At 54.8% G+C, this 19979-nt stretch carries 16 protein-coding genes; all 16 read left to right on the plus strand.

The genetic code is table 11. From position 1 onward, the window contains the following. Window positions 1–1564: 1564 nt before the first annotated feature. Window positions 1565–2692: a glycosyltransferase family 4 protein gene (locus CLV84_RS04565; protein WP_104418545.1), complete on the plus strand. Its 1128-nt coding sequence runs from the start codon at window positions 1565–1567 to the stop codon at window positions 2690–2692. Beyond that, window positions 2689–3789 (plus strand): glycosyltransferase, encoded by a 1101-nt coding sequence (locus tag CLV84_RS04570; RefSeq protein WP_104418546.1) that lies wholly within the window; start codon window positions 2689–2691, stop codon window positions 3787–3789. Before CLV84_RS04565 ends, CLV84_RS04570 begins: the two co-directional genes overlap by 4 nt. Further along, window positions 3786–4898, plus strand: coding sequence for a glycosyltransferase (locus CLV84_RS04575; protein WP_104418547.1), 1113 nt, complete (start codon window positions 3786–3788; stop codon window positions 4896–4898). The genes CLV84_RS04570 and CLV84_RS04575 overlap by 4 nt, the downstream gene beginning before the upstream one ends. Then, the gene (locus CLV84_RS04580) at window positions 4895–5845 is read left to right on the plus strand and encodes a GNAT family N-acetyltransferase (protein WP_104418548.1); all 951 of its coding nucleotides are present in this window, start codon (window positions 4895–4897) and stop codon (window positions 5843–5845) included. The genes CLV84_RS04575 and CLV84_RS04580 overlap by 4 nt, the downstream gene beginning before the upstream one ends. Then, window positions 5845–7005, plus strand: coding sequence for a hypothetical protein (locus CLV84_RS21470; protein ID WP_146088711.1), 1161 nt, complete (start codon window positions 5845–5847; stop codon window positions 7003–7005). The genes CLV84_RS04580 and CLV84_RS21470 overlap by 1 nt, the downstream gene beginning before the upstream one ends. Further along, window positions 6998–7981 (plus strand): polysaccharide deacetylase family protein, encoded by a 984-nt coding sequence (locus CLV84_RS04585; RefSeq protein ID WP_170067571.1) that lies wholly within the window; start codon window positions 6998–7000, stop codon window positions 7979–7981. The genes CLV84_RS21470 and CLV84_RS04585 overlap by 8 nt, the downstream gene beginning before the upstream one ends. Continuing rightward, the gene (locus CLV84_RS04590; protein WP_104418550.1) at window positions 7930–9117 is read left to right on the plus strand and encodes a glycosyltransferase family 4 protein; all 1188 of its coding nucleotides are present in this window, start codon (window positions 7930–7932) and stop codon (window positions 9115–9117) included. The genes CLV84_RS04585 and CLV84_RS04590 overlap by 52 nt, the downstream gene beginning before the upstream one ends. A 338-nt stretch (window positions 9118–9455) precedes the next feature. Further along, window positions 9456–10715 carry a glycosyltransferase family protein gene (locus CLV84_RS04595; RefSeq protein WP_104418551.1) on the plus strand — a complete coding sequence of 420 codons (1260 nt, stop codon included), beginning with the start codon at window positions 9456–9458 and terminating at the stop codon, window positions 10713–10715. A 413-nt stretch (window positions 10716–11128) separates the two neighbouring features. Further along, window positions 11129–11800 (plus strand): glycosyltransferase family 2 protein, encoded by a 672-nt coding sequence (locus CLV84_RS04600; RefSeq protein ID WP_104418552.1) that lies wholly within the window; start codon window positions 11129–11131, stop codon window positions 11798–11800. Between the two features lie 4 nt (window positions 11801–11804). Continuing rightward, entirely contained in the window at window positions 11805–12143 is a 339-nt protein-coding gene (locus CLV84_RS04605) for a DUF2304 domain-containing protein (RefSeq protein ID WP_104418553.1), read from the plus strand. Between the two features lie 49 nt (window positions 12144–12192). Continuing rightward, entirely contained in the window at window positions 12193–13542 is a 1350-nt protein-coding gene (locus tag CLV84_RS04610; RefSeq protein WP_146088712.1) for a hypothetical protein, read from the plus strand. 894 nt (window positions 13543–14436) lie between these two features. Beyond that, the gene (pseB, locus tag CLV84_RS04620; RefSeq protein ID WP_104418556.1) at window positions 14437–15459 is read left to right on the plus strand and encodes a UDP-N-acetylglucosamine 4,6-dehydratase (inverting); all 1023 of its coding nucleotides are present in this window, start codon (window positions 14437–14439) and stop codon (window positions 15457–15459) included. After that, window positions 15456–16631: a UDP-4-amino-4,6-dideoxy-N-acetyl-beta-L-altrosamine transaminase gene (gene pseC, locus CLV84_RS04625; protein ID WP_104418557.1), complete on the plus strand. Its 1176-nt coding sequence runs from the start codon at window positions 15456–15458 to the stop codon at window positions 16629–16631. The genes pseB and pseC overlap by 4 nt, the downstream gene beginning before the upstream one ends. Then, window positions 16624–17316, plus strand: a complete 693-nt coding sequence (pseF, locus tag CLV84_RS04630; RefSeq protein WP_104418558.1) for a pseudaminic acid cytidylyltransferase — start codon at window positions 16624–16626, stop codon at window positions 17314–17316. The genes pseC and pseF overlap by 8 nt, the downstream gene beginning before the upstream one ends. Next, complete coding sequence (gene pseG, locus CLV84_RS04635) at window positions 17309–18742, plus strand: UDP-2,4-diacetamido-2,4,6-trideoxy-beta-L-altropyranose hydrolase (protein WP_104418559.1); 1434 nt, start codon at window positions 17309–17311, stop codon at window positions 18740–18742. Before pseF ends, pseG begins: the two co-directional genes overlap by 8 nt. After that, the gene (gene pseI, locus CLV84_RS04640; protein ID WP_104418560.1) at window positions 18732–19778 is read left to right on the plus strand and encodes a pseudaminic acid synthase; all 1047 of its coding nucleotides are present in this window, start codon (window positions 18732–18734) and stop codon (window positions 19776–19778) included. Before pseG ends, pseI begins: the two co-directional genes overlap by 11 nt. Window positions 19779–19979: the final 201 nt, after the last annotated feature.

Consider the following 19979-nt stretch of genomic DNA (forward strand, 5'->3'; position numbering starts at 1 on the left):
AAAAAATGCGTTTGACAAAATTCATCATCGCGTGACTAAAGTCACCAACCGCCGGCGTGACCAGAGTACGCAGCCTCGCCGGCAGATTATCGCCCCGATCGCAGAGCACATTGCGCAAGCGCAGGCTAGGACGTTGGGCCAGGGTGTGACCCAAGAACTCAGCCACCTCGTCCCCGTTACAGGAGGATTGGACCAGCATATACAGGACATCGACATGATCTCCCCTGAGAGGACGGTCCAAACTGACGGCATGCTCCGTCGTAACCCTCAACAGGAGCAATAGTTGTTTATTGCTAATCTATATACTGTCGTCGAGAATGCCTACGTATTCCTCGTTGAGGGTCTTGGTGAGGTTACGCGCATGCAGTCCACACCGCTCTACCTAATTGCTGACGCTTTTGAACGACGGGGCGAAGAATTTCCGGTTCATAAGCTCGGCGTAGAGGCCGGCCGTAGCCGCGGCGCAGCGCAGTGAGCCCCCATGCAGTACTATACAGACGACCACGGCCATCATCTGGATGGGGTAGATGTAGTTGAAAACCTTGTGCGGGTCGACAACGGGGCGCAGGTGGTCAATTTCCTGAAGCTGTCGATCAATGAATCGATTGCGATGACGAAGCTGATTCTAGAGCCTGTGCCGCTGTTGGATGTAATTTTACTCCCTGATCTTAGTTGCCGGGCCGTACTTCGGAGGCGTGCCCAGACTGGTGATGTTTTCTGTTTCAGACCTCAAAGCTATGCCAATTCTTGTCACACTTCTTTGCAGAAAAATGCAAAAAACTTTTGCCTTCAGATTACACACTCTACGTTGTAGCATAGATCATCGATTCACTTCACTCCAAGTCACTGTCGTTCTGAACGCCAGGAGGGGTATAGATATACGGCGAGGGGGAATGGAAAACCCGCCAACATGGAAAAAGCGAGCGACTTACCGCACAAGCTTCACCTGGGAGTAGAGGAACAGCCGGGGGTTCATTCACTGCTATACCACTACCCTAGCCGAGGTTAACGTCTTTGCTGAATTGCGACCATTGCTCAAAAAGCCTACCGAACAATTCACTCTAGTGACGGCCGTGTGCCTGAATGGGGCCTTGGATACCAAGCAGTGTATCGACGAACTGCTAGACCCGCACATCAGTTCGGTCATTTTATCACGGCGGGATGCTGTACCATAGCCCCCAGAACAATAACATTTTAACTATGCCAATTATCCCCGCAATCAAGCGATGGCTCACAGTGCCTAGATAGGCAGCAAGGCGTGGAAAGACGAGGCAGGCTACCACCGAAGTTTGACCGAATTGGCTGTGTTTCGCTACAAGATAATCTGCAATCTACAACTATGCTTGTAATTATCCACCTAACGCCTGAAAAACATTATAAAGGTTGAGGCGATAAATGCCATGACAGACTTAGTTATGCCTGTATCGTAACTCTGTGTTAGACTGGCGCGCCTAGGATGGTGTGCTAGACGCGCAGAATTAATTCATGTTACGAAGCCTCGGTGGTAAGAATTTTGCCTTTACAAATACTCAATGAAAATGTCACTACTGATCAGGTTTTGGCTATGAAAAAAGTCCTCTTCGTTCTAGATACCCTGAAGACAGGGGGTGCTGAGAAAAGCACCCTGTACATTGCCTCGCGGCTGAAGAATGTTGACGCTACGGTGTGTACCATTTACCGGGGAGATGACCTGAGCGGAGACCCGGCCTTTACCGGGGTAAAGATCATCCGGCTGGACGCACCCGACGGGTTCAACTTTTTTGCCAATGCCAAAAAGTTGCGGGCCGTGATCGACAAGGTTCAGCCCGACCTGGTGGTGAGCAGCATCTTCAAGGCCAACATTGTCACCCGCCTGAGCCTGCGGGGTACCGATATCCCGCTGCTGGGCACCTTCATCAACGATGACTATCCCTGGGGCCGGTTCCAGGCGGGCGACTTCAAGAACAAGGCCTTCTTCATCTGGCGCTACCTCTGGGATGTGGTCACCGTTAGGCGCAACACCCATATGGTTTCCAATTCGGAGGCTATCAAGTCGTCCAACGCAGGGAAGCTGTTGTACCCCAGGTCCAGGGTTTCCGTCATTTACCGCGGCCGGCCCATTGAAGAAGAGAAGCAGGGGGACAGGACGCCGCCGGTGTCCACCGCTCCCGGCAAACTGCGGTTTCTCAACGTCGGCCGCCTGATCGAACGTAAGGGACAACTGGAGCTGATCCGTGCCTTCCAGCGCGCACTACATACCTATCCGAACCTTCAACTGCTGATTGCCGGAGAGGGATCCTTCCGGTCCGTACTCGAGCGGGCGATCTGCGAGGGTGAGAGAGGGGATTCCATCCGGTTGCTTGGTCACGTCAGCAATGTGGACGAGCTCCTGGAATCGTCGCAGGTGTTCGTTCTGGCCTCCCACTTTGAGGGTTTTAGCGGGGCCTTGGTGGAGGGCATGCTGGCCGGTAAGCTCATCATCTGCTCCGACATTCCGATGAACACTGAAGCGATCCGCGACGGGGAAAACGGGCTGGTGTTTCGCTGCCGTGATGAGGACGACCTTTACTCCAAAATCGTACAAGCGGTGGCGGAATACGAAGAATTGAGGAGGTTGGGTGATAACGCCCGCGCCTACGCCGTTGCGAACTACGATATGGAAAAGGCCGCCGAACAGTACGAGGCCCTTTATCTAAACCTGATGCGCCCGTGAAAATTCTACAGCTCGTCACCGCCCGACAGTACCGAGGGGCCGAAGTCTTTGCCAGCCTGCTGTCCGAGGAGTTGGCCCGGGGTGGGGAAAATGTCCATTTTCTGGGACTCTACACGCCACCTGTAAATGACCTGCGCGCGGCGGGCTGCACCAATTCCGACCTCGGCGGTACGAAGGCTAAAGGCTTTTCCCCTGCGCTGTTAAGCAGGCTGAGCAGCTACTACCGGGAATACCGTCCCGAGGTGATCCAGGCCAACGGTTCGGATACCCTCAAGTACAGCGTGGCCCTGAAAGTGCTCAATCCGGAGGTAAAGATCGTATACCGCAACATCAGCGTCTTTAGTGTATGGGTGAGTTCGGAATTGCGGAGGCGAGTCCAGCGGCTGATGTTCCGCGGCGTGGATTACATTACCTCCGTTAGTGAGGAAAGCCGCGCGGATATCGTCCGGACCTTGGGTTTCCCGGCCGATCGCACCCGGGTGGTGCGGCGTGGAGTCAAGACCGATGCCGTCGTAGACCGGGCCGCGGCCCGGGAGCGGCTGGGGGCGAGCGGCCCCACCATAGCCCTGGTTGGGAAGCTCTCACCTGAGAAGAACCACGGCTTCCTGTTGTTAGCCTTCCGTGAACTACGGCGGCGGCTGCCCGAGGCCCGGTTGTGGTTCATCGGCGACGGGCCCGAACGGGAAGCGCTGGAGCAGCGCATCAAGTCCCTGGACCTGAGCGATTACGTCCGGCTGTGGGGGGGACAGACCGATGTTATGCCATTCCTAGCCGCGGCGGACGTGCTGGCCATCACCTCCACTGTAGAGGGCATCCCGGGGGTCATACTGGAGGGGGGCATCCAGGGGACGCCAACGGTCTCGGTTGACGTAGGAGGGGTGAAGGAGGTATTGAGGGACCGGGAAACCGGCCTGCTGCTCAAGGGCTACCATGTAGACACCTTCGCGGAGGCCCTCGCCACCGTTCTGACCGACCCCGCCCTGCGGGACCGGCTGGGCCGTGCCGCCCAGCGGGTGGTCAGGAAAGAGTATACGCTAGATCGCGCCGCCCGGGAAACCCTCGATATCTATTACCAAATCACCAGCACCGGGAAATGATCAAAATCTACCACCTCATCAAGTCGCTCGGCCGCGGCGGTGCCGAAATGCTGCTGCCCGAGACGTTGCGCGTCCATGACGGGGATGCCTTCGCCTTCCGGTACGCCTACTTTCTCCCCCACAAGGGGCAGGTGGCCGAAGACCTGCGGGGGATGGGGGTCACGGTCGACTGCTACTCCGCCTCTAACAACGCCGCCATTCTGGCCAAGACCGCGGAGGTGGCCAAAACGGCCCGGGAGTGGGGGGCGGATCTGATCCATTGCCACCTGCCGATCGCAGGGGTGGTTGGCCGCTTGGTCGGTCGGCTTACCGGCATTCCGGTCATCTACACCGAGCATAACAAACAGGAGCGCTATCACTTCCTGACCCGACAGCTCAACCTGCGTACCATGGCCTGGAATAAGTACGTCATCACCTGTTCCGGCGATGTAAAGGTCAGCCTCGATGCTCACCGGCGGCTACCGACCACTCCGGTGGTGCCGTTGCTGAACGGTGTCAACACCGAACGCTTCTCCCCGGCGGCCTACCCGCACGACCGGGCGGTACGTGAACTCGGCCTGCCGAAAGGTAAGCTGATCGTGGGGACCGTTTGCGTCTTTCGCACCCAAAAAAGGCTACACCTGTGGCTGGACCTGGCGCACCGCCTTTACCGCGCGAACCCCCAACTTCACTTCGTCATCGTAGGCGACGGGCCGGAGGAAGAACGGCTGCGTACCCAGGTCAGCGAGCAGGGTATGGACGCCGTGATCACCTTCCCCGGCCGCATTCAGGAAGTCCGTCCTTGGCTCGCCGCCATGGACGTCTACCTGATGACCAGCGAGTTCGAGGGGCTGCCCATTGCGATGCTGGAGGCCATGAGTATGGAACTCCCCGTGGTCGCCACCGCGGCGGGGGGCATCGGGGAAGCCGTGACCCACGACAAAGAAGGTTTTCTCGCGCCGGTGGAAGAGTGGTCGTCTTTGGTAGGGCCGCTGGATCGCCTGCTGCACGACGAGTCGCTCCGGCGAACGATCGGCACCGCGGCCCGGGATCGGGTGCAGCGGGGATTCAGCATCGAGCGCATGACCCGCGAACTGGAACGCATCTACCGCCAGGTAGTCACCCAATGAATTTACGCCACGCTACCCCCGCCGACCTGCCGGGCATTATCGATCTCCTGCGGGCCAGCCTCGGGGATGGCAGCACGGAGAAATCCGCCGCTTTCTGGCGGTGGAAGCACGAAGGTAATCCCTTCGGCGCATCGCCGGTGATGGTGGCCGACGACGGAGGGCGCATTGCCGGCGTGCGGGCCTTTATGCGGTGGCAGTGGCAGTCCCGCGACCGTACCTATCGTGCCCTTCGCGCCGTGGATACCGCCACTCACCCGGATTACCGTGGCCAGGGCATTTTCAAGCGCCTCACGCTGCGGCTGATCGAGGAATGCAGGCAAGAAGGAGACGACTTCATTTTCAATACCCCGAACGAGCAGAGCCGCCCAGGCTACCTCAAGATGGGCTGGCAGCAACTGGGGAAGTTACCGGTGCGGGTCGCTCCGTTGCGCCCCCTGGCCATCGCCCGCAACTTGTACCGACAAATCGATCACGCCGTGCCGGACCTGGGAGCACCGAATCACGAACTGCTCTCCGACCCCACCGCCCTCCAGTGGCTTGAAGGTGTCGGATCGGCGTCCGCGCGGGGCTGGTGGACGCCGCCCTCCGCCGCTTTCCTGCGGTGGCGCTACGCCGACTGCCCGGCGCGAACCTACCACGTGGCGGGTGACCCGTCCGAGTTCATCATCGTCTATTACGGCCGACAACAACGCATCGGTACCGAATTGCGTATCGTGGAGTATCTGGTTCGAGAGGGCGCGGAGCGCAGAGCAAAGGTCGCCCTGGCCGATCTGCGCCACCGATACGGCACGGACGTGATGACTGCCGCCCCGACCGCGGCCCTACCCAACTACTTTTTGCCCGCCCTGCCCATCGGCCTCATCCTAACCTTTCGTGAACTCAACCACCGGGATCCGCCTCCAATCCGTGAATGGCGGTATACCCTCGGCGATTTGGAACTTTTTTAATGACGCTCGTACTAATTCTAGTGCTTACAACGATCATGGCTGCGGTCATGATCAACGGCCACGCCTCGGAGTTGCGGCATTCGAAAGGAGCAATTTGGGGGTTGTATGCATATCACACACTCTTTTGTCTGATCTACTTTCTCTGGGCGCTGGTAAATAACTCGGATTCAAAAGCCTATTACAGCGATACCCTCCGTGCCAGCCGGGGTGGGTCATGGTTAGAGATTTACGACTTCGGTACTCCGTTCATTGAATTTTTGGCCTATCCATTCGTAAACGGATTGGCACTGCCTTATGTGTCCGTAATGTTCCTATTCGGGTTCTTCGGATTTATTGGATTTTTCTATCTCTATCTTTTTGTATCGGAGCAAATACAGTTTCGGCATAAACTACTTGGGATAGACATTATTCTGCTGCTATTCTTCCTGCCTATCGCGCATTTCTACAGTGCCTCTCTCGGCAAGGGCGCGGTTATCCTGGCTGGAATGGGCCTGTTATTTTATGGGCTAAACCGTATTGGCAAACGCCTGATTTTCTTGCTTCTCGGCGTGTTCATCGTGCTTCACGTGCGGGCACACATCATGGCGGCAGTCTGCGGAGCAGCCGTCTTAGCGGCGGTATTCAGTAATCGCGGTATCAAGAACTGGCAGAAGGTAATCATCGTAGTGGTTTCCCTAGCGGCGCTCGGACCCTTATTTCAGCAAACATTTGCGTACGTAGGGGTGGACGCTACCGACGCGGAAGCAATAGAGGAATGGTCCGAGAAGCGAACCACTGACTTGAAGAAAGCCAATTCAGCGGTGGATATTGAGAACTATAGTCAGCCGATGAAGCTCTTCACCTTCCTGTTCCGGCCGCTGTTCATCGATTCTCCTAATGCCCTAGGCCTTATCGTGTCGGTGGAAAATCTAATCTACTTAATTCTTTTTCTTCGTTGCTTCAATCCGCGTTTCCTGCGCTTTATCATCCAGGCACCGTGGATGGTCAAGATGGCACTGACCACTTTCTTTGTAGTCTCGATAGCGTTAGCACAAATCAGTTCCAATATGGGTATTGCTATCCGCCAAAAATCCCAGGTTACTTATCTGTTTGTTTTTGTATTGCTCGCTTACGCGGATTACGCGTACCGAACGGAACGCAAACTGGTCATCGGTGAATAACAGGGGCGGCTTCATCATTTCGCTAGACTTCGAATTGCACTGGGGCGTATTCGACCACACTTCCCTAAACGATAAGAGCCGAGCCTACTTTCGAACTACCCGGGACCTGATTCCGCCCACCTTACAGCTATTCAATGAATACGGTATAGCTGCTACCTGGGCAACCGTGGGTATGCTTTTCGCCCGGAATAAGGAGGAGCTTCAAGAGTTACTTCCGGAGCATCGGCCACAGTACCGCAATCCGCAACTCGACCCGTACCGATTACTGGCTGAAGTAGGGGAGAACGAGGACGAAGACCCATACCACTATGCACCCTCGCTGATCGAGCTCGTTGCCGCCACGCCCGGGCAGGAAATCGGAAGCCACACTTTTTCTCACTTTTACTGTCTGGAACCCGGACAGGACAGCGAAGCCTTTGCCGATGACCTCGGTTGCGCGCAGCGGGCGGCAAACGGGTACGGACCGGCGACCTCCCTCGTTTTTCCACGCAATCAGTACCGAACCGACTATTTTCCTGCGCTCCGGCGCCATGGTTTTCGGGCGTTTCGCGGAAATCCGGAGACTTGGTTTTGGCAAAGTCGGTCGGGCGAGGACACTACCCTGTATCAGCGGGCCGTACGGCTAACGGACAATTACCTGCCGCTTGCGAAATCCTATCTTTTCGACGTTGGAAAGGAGGATAACGGACTGGTCAACATTCCCGCCAGCCGCTTCTTTCGACCTTACGTTCCATCAATAGATTCGTATGGAGGTCAGCAGCTCAAATTATGGCGTATATGCAAGGAAATGACCCGTGCCGCAGAGGCAGGGAAAAATTACCACCTGTGGTGGCACCCGCATAACCTCGCTACCGATCCGGCTCGCAACATGGCCGGGTTAGAAGAGATTCTGCGAACTTATAAAGACCTAAACCAACGTTACGGATGGCAGAGTCACTCCATGGAATCCTGGATCGAAGCCAGTCCACAGAATTGAACGAAATGGCTCTAGCGGGGAAAACGGTAGCGGTTGTCGTCAACACCAGTTGGAATATCTACAACTTCCGGGGTGGGTTAGTCCGGTCTTTTATTGAAGCTGGTGCCAGGGTATTGGCTATTGCACCGCCGGATGAATATTCGGAGCGCCTAGTTGACGAACTGGGAGTAATCTTCGTGCCACTCAGGCGATTGAGTCGCAAAGGGACTAATCCGGTCCAGGATTTTGCCCTGACGTTGGAGTTGATCCGGATATACCGCCGCCATAAGGTCGATGTTGCCCTTCATTATACGATCAAACCCGTCATCTACGGATCACTTGCGGCAAAATTCACCAAGGTTGCCAACATAAGTACCCTGACGGGATTGGGATACGCTTTTCTCCAGTCCGGAATCGTCAATCGGGTGGCGATAAAACTGTACCGGCAAGCGTTACGATCTGCCTACTGGACGTACTTTCAAAACGCGGACGACCGGCAGCTATTTTTAGCTAGCGGTATGGTTCGTCCAGACCGTTCGGGGGTAGTACCGGGGTCCGGTATCGATACGGAACGCTTTCAACCTACGAAATCGGATACTCCGGAAGACATCAACTTCTTGTTCATCGGTCGCCTGCTGTACGATAAGGGCATCGTGGAATTTCACGATGCCGCGACAACGCTGCGAGGGCGGTATCCGGACGTTACCTTTCATGTAGTAGGTGGACTGGATGATGGTAACCCAAGCGGGGTATCGGCTATGATGGTCAAAGAATGGGAAGCATCCGGCGACATCGTGTATCACGGTCAGGTAAGTGATACCCGACCCTACATCGCTAAATCTACCGCCGTAGTGTTGCCCTCCTACCGGGAAGGATTGCCTCGGGTGATGCTGGAAGGCATGGCGATGGGAAAGCCGCTCGTCGCTTCCGATGTCCCCGGTTGTCGGGATACCATCGTGCACGGACGCAACGGCTATCTCGTAGATGTCCAGAGTTCGGAAAGCCTGGCAAGTGGAATGGAAAAGCTGATCTTGGCTTCCCCCGAGGACCGAACTAAAATGGGGGTGGCGGGAAGAAAGATGGCCGAAGAAACATTCGCCGAGCCGGTGATCGTAGGCAAGTACGTGGATTTGCTTATCGAGGCGTTCCGGAACTAACCCGCTTTTTTCCCTCCTCCATTAGCGGTGAATCTGAATGGGCGATCTTGCCATCCATCTGTATCTACCGTGACATTAATTATCCCGGTGTGGCGGAGACGCGACGAGATGGAATCGGAAAATTCTCCCGGTGCCGGGTTTACAAAAGGCGACTTTTGTTCCGAGAACCGACGGGAGCTATCCCTACGTACCTCCTTGGAATCTATGGACAAGCATTGAGCCACCGAACTTCGTTAAGTGGCAAAACATTACCTTTCCCTTTTCCTCGTTAACCTAGGGGAAGCTTGATAGCCAAATTCACCTTGCCCAAAAAAGAACCGTAACTAATTCATCCGAGCTTGTCGGCGGAAAAAATCCTCTTCCTAGCCAATTATTTTCCGCCACGCCCCGCCGTGGCCGGTCGTCGGCTGGGGCACCTGGCAACTTGGGCACTCGATCATTACCGCAAGGTATTCGTGATTCGAGCCGACCGGAATTTCGCCGGTGACGATCTCCCGGACTTGGACGTAATTGCCCTACCCGCCCGCGATCTTCGGGCCCTTCTGGGCGGCCCCGGCCCCGCCCACACCCTTCCCCACAATAGCTACCGGAAAAAGGTTTCCGGCCCCCTGCTGCGGCTGCGGCAGTCCTTCCCCTTCCTGTACCTGACCGACGACGGCGGTCCGATCTACCGTCGGGAGGCGTACCGGGAAGCGGTTCGCCTCATCGAGGCGGAGGGCATTACCACCGTTTTTTCTTCCTTCCGGCCTTGGAGCGACCACCTGGTTGCTCGTCAGCTGAAGCGTCGCTTCCCCCACCTGCACTGGATCGCTGATTTTCGGGATCTTCACGCCGATCCGGTACGGCGAGACGTGTGGTGGCCGAAATTACAAATATGGTGGGCCAGGAGGGTAGTCCGTCGGGCGGATGAGGTATGGGGCGTTTCCGAGGGGCAGGTCCAATATTTGAAGGAGATCTTTCCGGCGGCTACGGTACGAAGAAACCGCCTGTTTAATCTCCCCCCCGCGTCGACCGCACCGCAATCGGATCGCTTTACCATTGTCTATACGGGCAGCCTGTACGACCGCCTCCAGTCGATCGGGCCGCTGCTGAATTCCCTGCAGGAGCTGGTTGCCCGGGGAGCAATGTTGCCCGACGACATCGAATTGATTTACCGCGGCAAGGATGAAGTCCTCTGGCGGGAATGGACCAGTTGTTTGCCCGCGAGCATGCATTGTAATACCCGATCCTACGTTGCTCCTGCGTCCGCGCAAAAACTACAAGAGGAGGCCCAAATGCTACTTTTGCTGAACTGGTCCGCCGAGGACTATTACGGCGTGCTTACGGCTAAGCTCTACGATTACCTTTCCGCCGGCCGACCCATCTTGGCACTCGTGAACGGCCCCGACGATCCGGAGCTGCGGGCGATCATTGAAGGCACCCATGCGGGCAAGGTCTACGCGCGCGACGCTTCCCCTACGGATTGGCTACTCGGTTGCTATCAGCAGTGGAAAGAGGGTGGGGGACGGGTGCCCTGGTCTTCGGATCTGAAGACAATGGCCCAGTACCTGGAGGGCGAAGCCGTAGGCCAGACAACCAATTATCCCCAAGGCCGATAAAATTTTCTGCCGATCGGATGCTTCCGGTGTGGTGGCTGCTCGTTTATGTCGCCCTGCTGCCCTAACTCGATCACGTATTTCATCTGGCCGAGGTGGTTTGCGCTCTTTTGAACGTTTCCTGGCGTGGCGGCGCAAAAAAGCCAGCGTATGGGAATAAGGGGGTGTGCCTGAAGCAGCTGGCATCGAGGTCGCCGGTGAAAGTAGGCCTACGTTTGTCGAGTAGCCGTTGGAGCATCTTCTTTGATAGCCTTGATGGATCTGCAACGTAACCGCATAGGGCCGTCGCTTTTTGGTCCCACCATTGGGCAACATGTTAGCAATATGTGGTTTAACTATAGGTTAGCATTACTGATTGAGGCAATTCCTCGTTAAAACAAGTCTAGTTGGCAACTGCACTTGATATATCCCGAGTAATGATAATCGTTCCCGTGTATAACGAGGAACCGGCAATACTCAGGCGAACCTTAAAGGCCCTGCGCGGGGCGGGAGCCCGTATCCTCGTCGTCGACGACGGATCCCACCCCGCAGTAGAGGTGGCGGTGTCTCCGGACGTAATACTTTTACGACATTCGGTTAATTTAGGACAAGGTGCCGCCCTTGAAACGGGGATGGCTTTTGCCAGAAAAGATCAATTCGTTGATATCCTGGTGCACTTCGATGCGGACGGTCAACATTTCCCCTCGGACATTGCTAATTTACTTGCTCCGCTTTTTAAAGGGGAAGCGGATATCGTATTCGGAAGCCGATTCATGCGGCAAGCCGATCGGCTAAGAATTCCGCCAATGCGACGCTTGATCCTTCAACTTGGCCGCATATTTAATCGTGTCGTAACGAGCATTCAGATGACTGACGCCCATATTGGCCTGCGAGCGCTAAACCGACGTGCTTTCGAACGGATCTCGTTGCGGGAAAATCGGATGGCTTACGCTACTGAATTGCTTTGGCAGGTACATAAGCATGAACTGCGATGGCATGAAGTTCCCGTTGCCGTTGTCTACACGCCGTATTCGCGGGCAAAAGGTCAGTCTTCCTGGAATGCTTTCACGATTGTGGGTGACATATTCCTGAGAATCATTTACCGCTGATTGTATGGAACCCATCCAGCTACTTTTAATTATTGCCCAGATTGCCATCGCGCTGGTGTATCTGAAACTGACCCGCTACCGGTTTGGGACGGTACTCTTCCTCGCTACACTGTTACTGTTTGGTGTGCTGGCGGTTTACGATCCAGATTCGACTACGGTAATTGCCAACTATCTGGGGGTAGAACGGGGTGCAGACTTGCTTCTATACGCAACGGTCATCTGTTTTTGCGGGGCGCTCGTGGCCATTTATGGCAAGTTCCGCAAGCTTGATGAGCAGCATACGGGCGTGATCCGCGAACTTGCTCTCCTACGTCAAATCCTCGAGCGCAACGAGGATGCATGACCGTTCTGCGCCTGCGGGGACGATTCTGACCGTCACCTCATTACTCTGTATGCTTCCCTTTCTGGTATCGTGCTTCTACTGGCATCCGGTAGGAACCCACGCCGTGGACTGGATCAGCAACTGGGGGGGGAAGTACGATACCGTAAGTTGGTGGGAACAACAGCTTGACTGGTACACCACGACGATGGGACGGTATAGCAGTACGGCCTTACTAAGTACGGTCGGGAACTGGTATCGATTATCTACCGCTCGAATCGTCGTTCTTGTTCTGCACCTGGCTCTTGGGGGAGCCCTGTTTTTCCTTGCTTCCACCTTGCTGCAAAATTGGAAAACGGGTCTGGTTGTCACCCTCACCGTACTTGCCCTTTACCTGAGTCAACTCAGCAATCCGTACGATAGTCTATACCGGCTAACCGGCTTGTTTATCTACCAAACCGGTCTTATTAGTTCACTGGTCCTGGCGGGTCTACTTTGGAGGGGGCATATATTTCTCGCTCTGCCGGTGATCGTGTTTACCGTAGGCACCAACGAAATCAGTCTGCTGCACACTGGCCTGTTGATAGGCAGCTATATATTACTGCGTCCGGAGTGCTTGCGGACACCTGCCGGTTGGTCGCTCATCGTGACGGCAGCATTATCCGCTGCCGTGGCACTTCTGGCCCCAGGAAACTGGGTAAGAGCGGACTTATACCATTCCGCGGCCTTTTCGGACCTCACCCTGGTCGGAGTAGTAATTGCTTCTGGCGTCTACCTAATGGTAAGCTGGATTTCTTCCACAAGCCTTCTACCCATCCTCTTACTTTGTGGTGCCCTTCTTCCCCGCATCTCGTTTACCCGCCGACAGCGTCAGTTCACTATATTAATGTCGCTGGTGCTTCCTGTGCTGTCTGTCGCACCCGTACTGGTGGCAACCAGAGGGGAGAGTTTACCGGAAGGAATTACCGATTGGCAGATTATTCCAACCGTGATGTTGCTGATAATGGTCGTTACTTCCCTTCCCCGGCTGATACTACCGGGCAAAGCTATTGTTACGCTGGCTGTATTCATTGGGCTGGCCAATTTACTGGGAGGGCTATATATAGACCGCGGACGGGAAGGTCCACCCCGTGGTCCGATCGATCGGATCGTTATAGCTTCTCCACCTGGCGCAGCCTGGTTGCAGTTGCTTACTGGAAAAACGCAGCGGTATGATCAATCCGTTGAACGGCAGTATGCGGTAGCTCAGGAATGTGAAGCAGGGGATTGTGTCGTACCCCCGATGGCTGAATCCGAAACATACCTTTATGATGCTAGCTACGACCGACGAGTACTGCCGTACGGAGACCCCTGGTTTGGCTACCTGGTAAACCGTCCGGACATCGTTGTATTTGCTAAACAGCCGGCGGTTGAGAGACGGTAAATTTGGAGGTAAGCTGTCTGCGCCCTTTCCCGCTTCGCTCGGAAATATGAAAGTAGCATGCCCTACGCCATCTACTGCTGTTTACACTGTTAGCCGCCAACTTAACGCAACTTGTCGGGCGCTAATATGGTGTGGCCTTTTCTGTCCCGCCATGGTAGGTCGTCGGCTTGCCTAACTGGTCACTTGGGCGGGCCACCACTCGACAACATCTACGTTGCACGGACGCCCCGTAACTTTTTGGGTGCCGATTTACCGGACTCGAACGTTTTTGCCCTGCCTGCCTGCGATTATTGTCCCTTGGTGGGCGGGTCCGGTAGGGCTCACCCCTACCCAATAACAGCTTACCCTGGACGGGCGCCTTCGCCGAAACGGGCATCTTCGGCTTGCTGGCCAGCTTGCTTTACTACCGCTCCGAGCAGTGGACGATGGCTGTGGTCGTGTTGCTGTTTTTCCTGGTTGCCGGCGTGTTTAAGGACGTGATGAATTTCCGGGGGGTGTGGGTTTTGGTGGGGGTTATTTGGCTTCTGTACGTTGCACCGAAGTTAAACCACCGAACTAATGAAACACACCGTGCCCCCCGACCAGTATTCTACCTCAGCCTGTAAAGCAAGCTTTGTGCAATTGCCTTTTTGCGGTTACCGCTAAGCAAGCAGCAACAGCTCAAAGCAACATGAAGAAAAAGGCCAGTCCATACCGCTAGGCATTGTAGTGGATCTCGCTTCCTCCCGCTCTTGCGCGGCAACTGGGGTAGGGTCCCTGTTGCTTAGCTCCGGAGGCAAAAGCCTGAGGATTTGAAATGTATGGAGGGATAAGGCCAGCCTCTGAATGATGCTTCACAGAATAATTTGTTAACTCTTTGCTGGCCCTGCAATAGGGGCTACCTTTGCCAACCTTATGGAAGAATTGAACCTAAACGGTAAGACGGTTTTGATCACTGGAGGGACTGGCTCCCTCGGAAAGGCCCTTACCCGCCGCATTTTTGCCGAGTGGCCAGACGTACGCAGACTGGTCATTTTTAGCCGGGACGAACAAAAGCAGTTTGTAATGGCGCAGGAATATCCCGCGTCAAAATACCCCGCCATCCGGTACTTTATCGGGGACGTGAGAGATAAAGACCGGCTGGTTCGTGCCATGCAAGGGATCGAGTACGTCATCCACGCGGCGGCAATGAAACACGTGCACCTCGCGGAGTACAATCCGTCGGAATGTATTAAGACCAACGTTACCGGGGCCGAGAACGTGATTTATGCTTGTCTGGAAACGGCAGTAGAACGCGTGGTCGCCCTGAGTACGGATAAGGCCTGTGCACCGATCAACCTGTACGGGGCGACCAAGCTTACTAGCGACAAATTATTTATTGCAGCGAATAACATCCGTGGGAAGAATCCGATCCGGTTCTCCGTGGTACGCTACGGGAACGTGATGGGATCCAACGGCTCGGTCATTCCCTTCTTCCTTGATCGCAGGAAGGAGGACTTTTTACCGATTACCGATCCCCGCATGACGCGGTTCAATATCAGCCTTGACGGGGGAGTGGACATGGTGTTTCACGCTCTGGCTAACGCTTGGGGGGGAGAGATCTTCATTCCCAAGATTCCAAGCTACCGTATTACTGACGTCGCTACCGCAATTGCCCCGGAAAAGGACCAGAAGGTAGTCGGCATCCGCCCCGGTGAAAAGATCCATGAGGAGATGATCACCCCTTCGGATTCGTTTTATACCTACGATATGGGTAAGTATTACGCCATCTTACCGTCGGTACCGAAGTGGGATATGGAAGCTTTTAAAGAACAGTTTGGAGCAGAACTGGTGCCCAACGGTTTTAGCTATAACTCCGGGACCAATACCGAATGGGTAACCGTGGAGGAACTTCGGACATTCATCACCTCGCACGTCGACCCAAGTTTCACAGTATGACCGACCACGTTATTCCCTACGGAAGGCAGCACATCACCGACGAGGATATCGCCGCGGTCGCCGAGGCGTTGCGTTCCGACTACCTGACTACCGGTCCGCGCGTAGACGAATTTGAGGAAAAATTCGCTGCCTACATCGGCGCAAAGTATGCCGTGGCCGTAGCGAATGGAACGGCCGCGCTTCACCTGTGCACCCTAGCACTTGGCGTCGGTGCGGGAACACGCGTTATCACTACCCCCATCACCTTCGCCGCCAGTGCCAATTGCGTTCGCTACTGTGGTGGCGAAGTATGGTTTGCCGATATCGACCCGGTCACTCTGACCCTGGACATTGAAAAGGTGCGGGAGTTGATCGCAAGTAAACCCCGAGGATATTTTCACGGCATAGTACCGGTTGACTTTGGGGGCTACCCCGTCGACCTGGAAGCCTACCGGGCGCTGGCCGACGAACACGATCTCTGGATCATAGAAGATGCCTGCCATGCTCCCGGCGGTTGGTTTACCGACAGCAAGGGGACGAAGCAGTGGTGCGGTAACGCGAACTACGCCGACCTGGCCATATTCAGCTTCCACCCGGTAAAGCACATCGCGAGCGGGGAGGGAGGAATGATCACTACCAACGACCGGGAGCTGTACGAAAAGCTGCTGCTGCTGCGGACGCATGGCATTACCCGCGACAGAGGTAACCTGAGATACCCCGATCACGGCGGATGGTACATGGAAATGCAGCAACTCGGTTATAACTACCGGATACCGGATATCCTGTGCGCATTGGGAATCAGCCAGCTAAGCCGGGCCGCGGAAGGAATGGACAAGCGGCAGGAGATCGCCGAGCGTTACGACCAGGCGTTCAAGGCCATATCTACGGAAAAAATCCGGGTACACGGCGTTCCGGGCGAAGCAATACGGCACGCTTTTCACCTTTACGTGATAGAAGTAGCGGATCGCAGGGGGCTCTACGATTACCTGCGCGATCGCGGGGTCTTTGCTCAAGTGCACTACGTACCAGTGCATACTATGCCCTACTATCGGGATATTGGATACGAGGAAGCCGATCTACACTTATCGGAAGCATACTACTCGAGGGGGTTAAGTCTGCCCATGTACCCAGCCCTTACCGAACAGGAGCAACAGTTTGTGGTTGACTCGGTTAAGGCTTTCTTAAATGCGTAGGCTGGCCATCATTCCGGCGCGGGGGGGAAGTAAGCGTATTCCAAGAAAAAATATTAGGCCCTTCCTGGATAAACCGATCATTGGCTACTCCATCGCTGCGGCCCTCGACTGCCAGCTGTTTGACGAGGTTATGGTGTCTACGGACGACGAAGAGATTGCCCAAGCAGCCCGTAGCCTCGGAGCGAAGGTACCCTTCTCACGAAGCCGCGAAGCCAGTAGCGATACGGCGACTACCTATACCGTAATTGAGGAGGTGCTTGGTAAGTATGAAGATCAGGGAATTGTATTCGACGAAGTCTGCTGCATTTACGCTACCAGCCCATTCATCACCCCTGATTTGCTAAGGTGCGCACTGCGAATGCTTCAGGAAAAGGCGTTTGACAGCGTGTTTCCGGTAATCCGGTATTCATTTCCTATACAGCGGGGACTCACCGTCGACGATTCCGGCAAGATGACCCTGCTGGCCCCAGAGCATCTGGACACCCGCTCCCAGGATCTTCCCCCTACCTATCACGATGCCGGCATGTTTTATTGGTTCCGTCCCGAACCGATAGTTACCGCCGGGCGCCTGTGGACCTCGAACAGCGGATGCCTGCCCATCGATGAAATGGAAGCTCAGGACATCGATACGGAGACTGATTGGAAGCTGGCCGAGCTGAAGTACCAATTGCTGCGGAATGGGTAAGCCGATAGTGATTTTTCGGGCGGATGGATCTTTCAAGACAGGCCTGGGCCACCTCGTCCGTAGTAGCGCGCTTGCAGAAATGATCTCCGCCGATTTCGATTGCCGGTTGCTGTATTCGGAATGTCCGCCGTCGTTGCTGCCCGATCTAGAGCATTCCTTTTCTTCCGTCGAGCGACTCCCTGAGTCCGCAACAATTGCCGAAGAGCTTTCTATCCTGCTCAAGCAGCTCGGAACCATTTGTGTTACCGTAGTGCTCGACGGTTACCAATTTGATACAACATACCAAAATGACTTGGCTGCGGCTGGGCATAAGGTGGTGTGCATTGACGACATCCACCGGTACGCTTTTACAGCCGATTTGGTGATAAATCACGCTCCCTCCGCAGTCTTAGCTGACTATACTTTCGCTTCCCATACTGCATTTGCCTTCGGAACTAGGTTCGCGCTTCTAAGAAAACCCTTTCGCGAGCTGGCAAGGGCTTATAATAGTATTAAGTCGGACGCCGGAATCTTTGTCTGCCTTGGGGGAGCAGACCCCGGTAATGCCACACTTCAGGTGCTTAAACGCCTGGAAGAACTAGACGTTTCGGCACCTGTTTCGGTAGTGATCGGATCGGCCTACCGGTATGCAAGGGAGCTTGACGCGTTCACCGCCCGGAGCCCTTTGCATCTTTCTGTATTCCATAATCTGGGCCCAAAGGAAATGGCCCAACGAATGGCCATGTCTGGTATAGGTATTACCAGTCCGAGTACCGTATGCTTGGAGTACCTGAGCACAGGAGGACAACTTTATCTGAAAGTAATTGCCGACAATCAAGAGGAGATTTATCGCTCCTTAATCGAGAAAGGCCAGGCGCTAGACTTCAACCAATTCGGCACCTCAATCCACTCAGGTGAAGAAGGGCGAGGCATACCGGTGATCGACGGATGGCAACCTTACCGGTACCGCGCTCTCTTCCGAAATCTTGGTATATCCTACCGCGCGGCTCAACCTTCCGATAGTGACCTTTACTTCGAGTGGGCAAACGACGCTCAAGTGAGGGCTCAGTCGTTCTCTAGCAAACAGATCAGTCTGGCTGAACATCAACAGTGGTTTAATAGGAAGTTATCCGATGCCGCAAACAAGCTGTTGCTATTTTACATAGGTAGTGACCCGATCGGTCAGGTAAGGCTGACGTTAGAAGGAACCACCGCAATTATCGGTTACTCCGTTGCTAGCACGGCGCGCGGAAGGGGTACCGGTTCGGCCATGCTGCTTCACGCCGAAAACTTCCTACAGCGCCACCATCCAGAAATCCGTGCGCTCCGTGGCTATGTGAAGCAGACTAACCCGGCGTCAATCGTAACCTTTCGGCGGTTGGGCTACAAAGAAAGCTCCCCTACGGAATATGTGAACGCGCTAAAATTTGAACTCCATGAGCTTTAAAATCGGAAAATTCTCAATCGGTTCCGATCACCGGCCCTTTATCATTGCCGAAATGTCCGGCAATCACAACCAATCGCTTGATCGAGCCCTGGAATTGGTGGATGCTGCCGCTGCAGCCGGTGCCCATGCCCTTAAACTACAGACCTATACTGCCGATACCATCACTATTGACCATAAGGGTGGGCTGTTCGATATAAAAGACGAAAACTCCCTGTGGAAAGGCAAAAACTTGCATGATCTCTATCAGGAAGCCCATACACCCTGGGAATGGCACGAACCGATATTCAACCGAGCCCGCGAGTTGGGTATGGTGGGGTTCTCTTCCCCCTTTGACGAATCGGCGGTGGATTTCTTGGAGAACCTCAACGTACCGGCCTATAAAATCGCCTCCTTCGAGTCCAACCATCATCCCTTACTCCGGAAAGTAGCGGCCACGGGTAAGCCAGTGATTATTAGTTCGGGGGCTTCTCGACTTGATGAAATCTATGAGTCGGTGCGCGTGTTACGGGAAGCCGGCGCCAAGCAGATTTGTGTTCTGAAATGTACCAGTACCTATCCGGCCACGCCGGAGAATACTAACCTCCGGACGATTCCCGTCTTTCGGGAGGTATTCCCCGATTGCACGGTTGGTCTCTCCGACCACACTATGGGTATTGGCGTGTCGGTCGCTGCGGTAGCATTGGGTGCTTGTGTCATAGAAAAGCACTTCACGCTACGCCGGGCCGATGGTGGTGTGGACAGCGCCTTTAGCCTCGAACCGAGTGAATTGGCCGATCTCGTTACCGAAACGGAGCGGTCCTGGCAAGCAATGGGCAGCGTACAGTTGGATACGCAGAAGGCCGAAGAAAAAAGCCGGCAATTCAAACGTTCTATTTATGTCGTGCAGGATATCTCAGCTGGCGAAGTATTTACACGGGAAAACCTGAGGGTGATCCGCCCGGGCGATGGAATGGCGCCGGCTTTCTACGAACAAGTGCTCGGTAGGAAAGCAAGCGCCGATATGAAACGGGGAACTCCCTTCAAGCTTTTTCCATAAGTCGGCCGCTTCACCATTCAGTATACGCGGTTGGACTTTGAATAAGTCAAACAAATTTTGTCGTGGCAAAAGCGCTTGCTGAGGTTCTTTTTGCACTAGACTCTGGTGGGGAGCAGTAAATATTCCCGACATAACTAACTGGAGGTAAGCGGTTAGGTAGAGCCTTCTTTTTGATCTAATGATAGGTCCGAGCTTTGCGGG

Origin of the sequence: Neolewinella xylanilytica (genome assembly GCF_002934605.1) — a bacterium.
In the GTDB taxonomy this organism is placed as follows: Bacteria; Bacteroidota; Bacteroidia; order Chitinophagales; family Saprospiraceae; genus Neolewinella; species Neolewinella xylanilytica.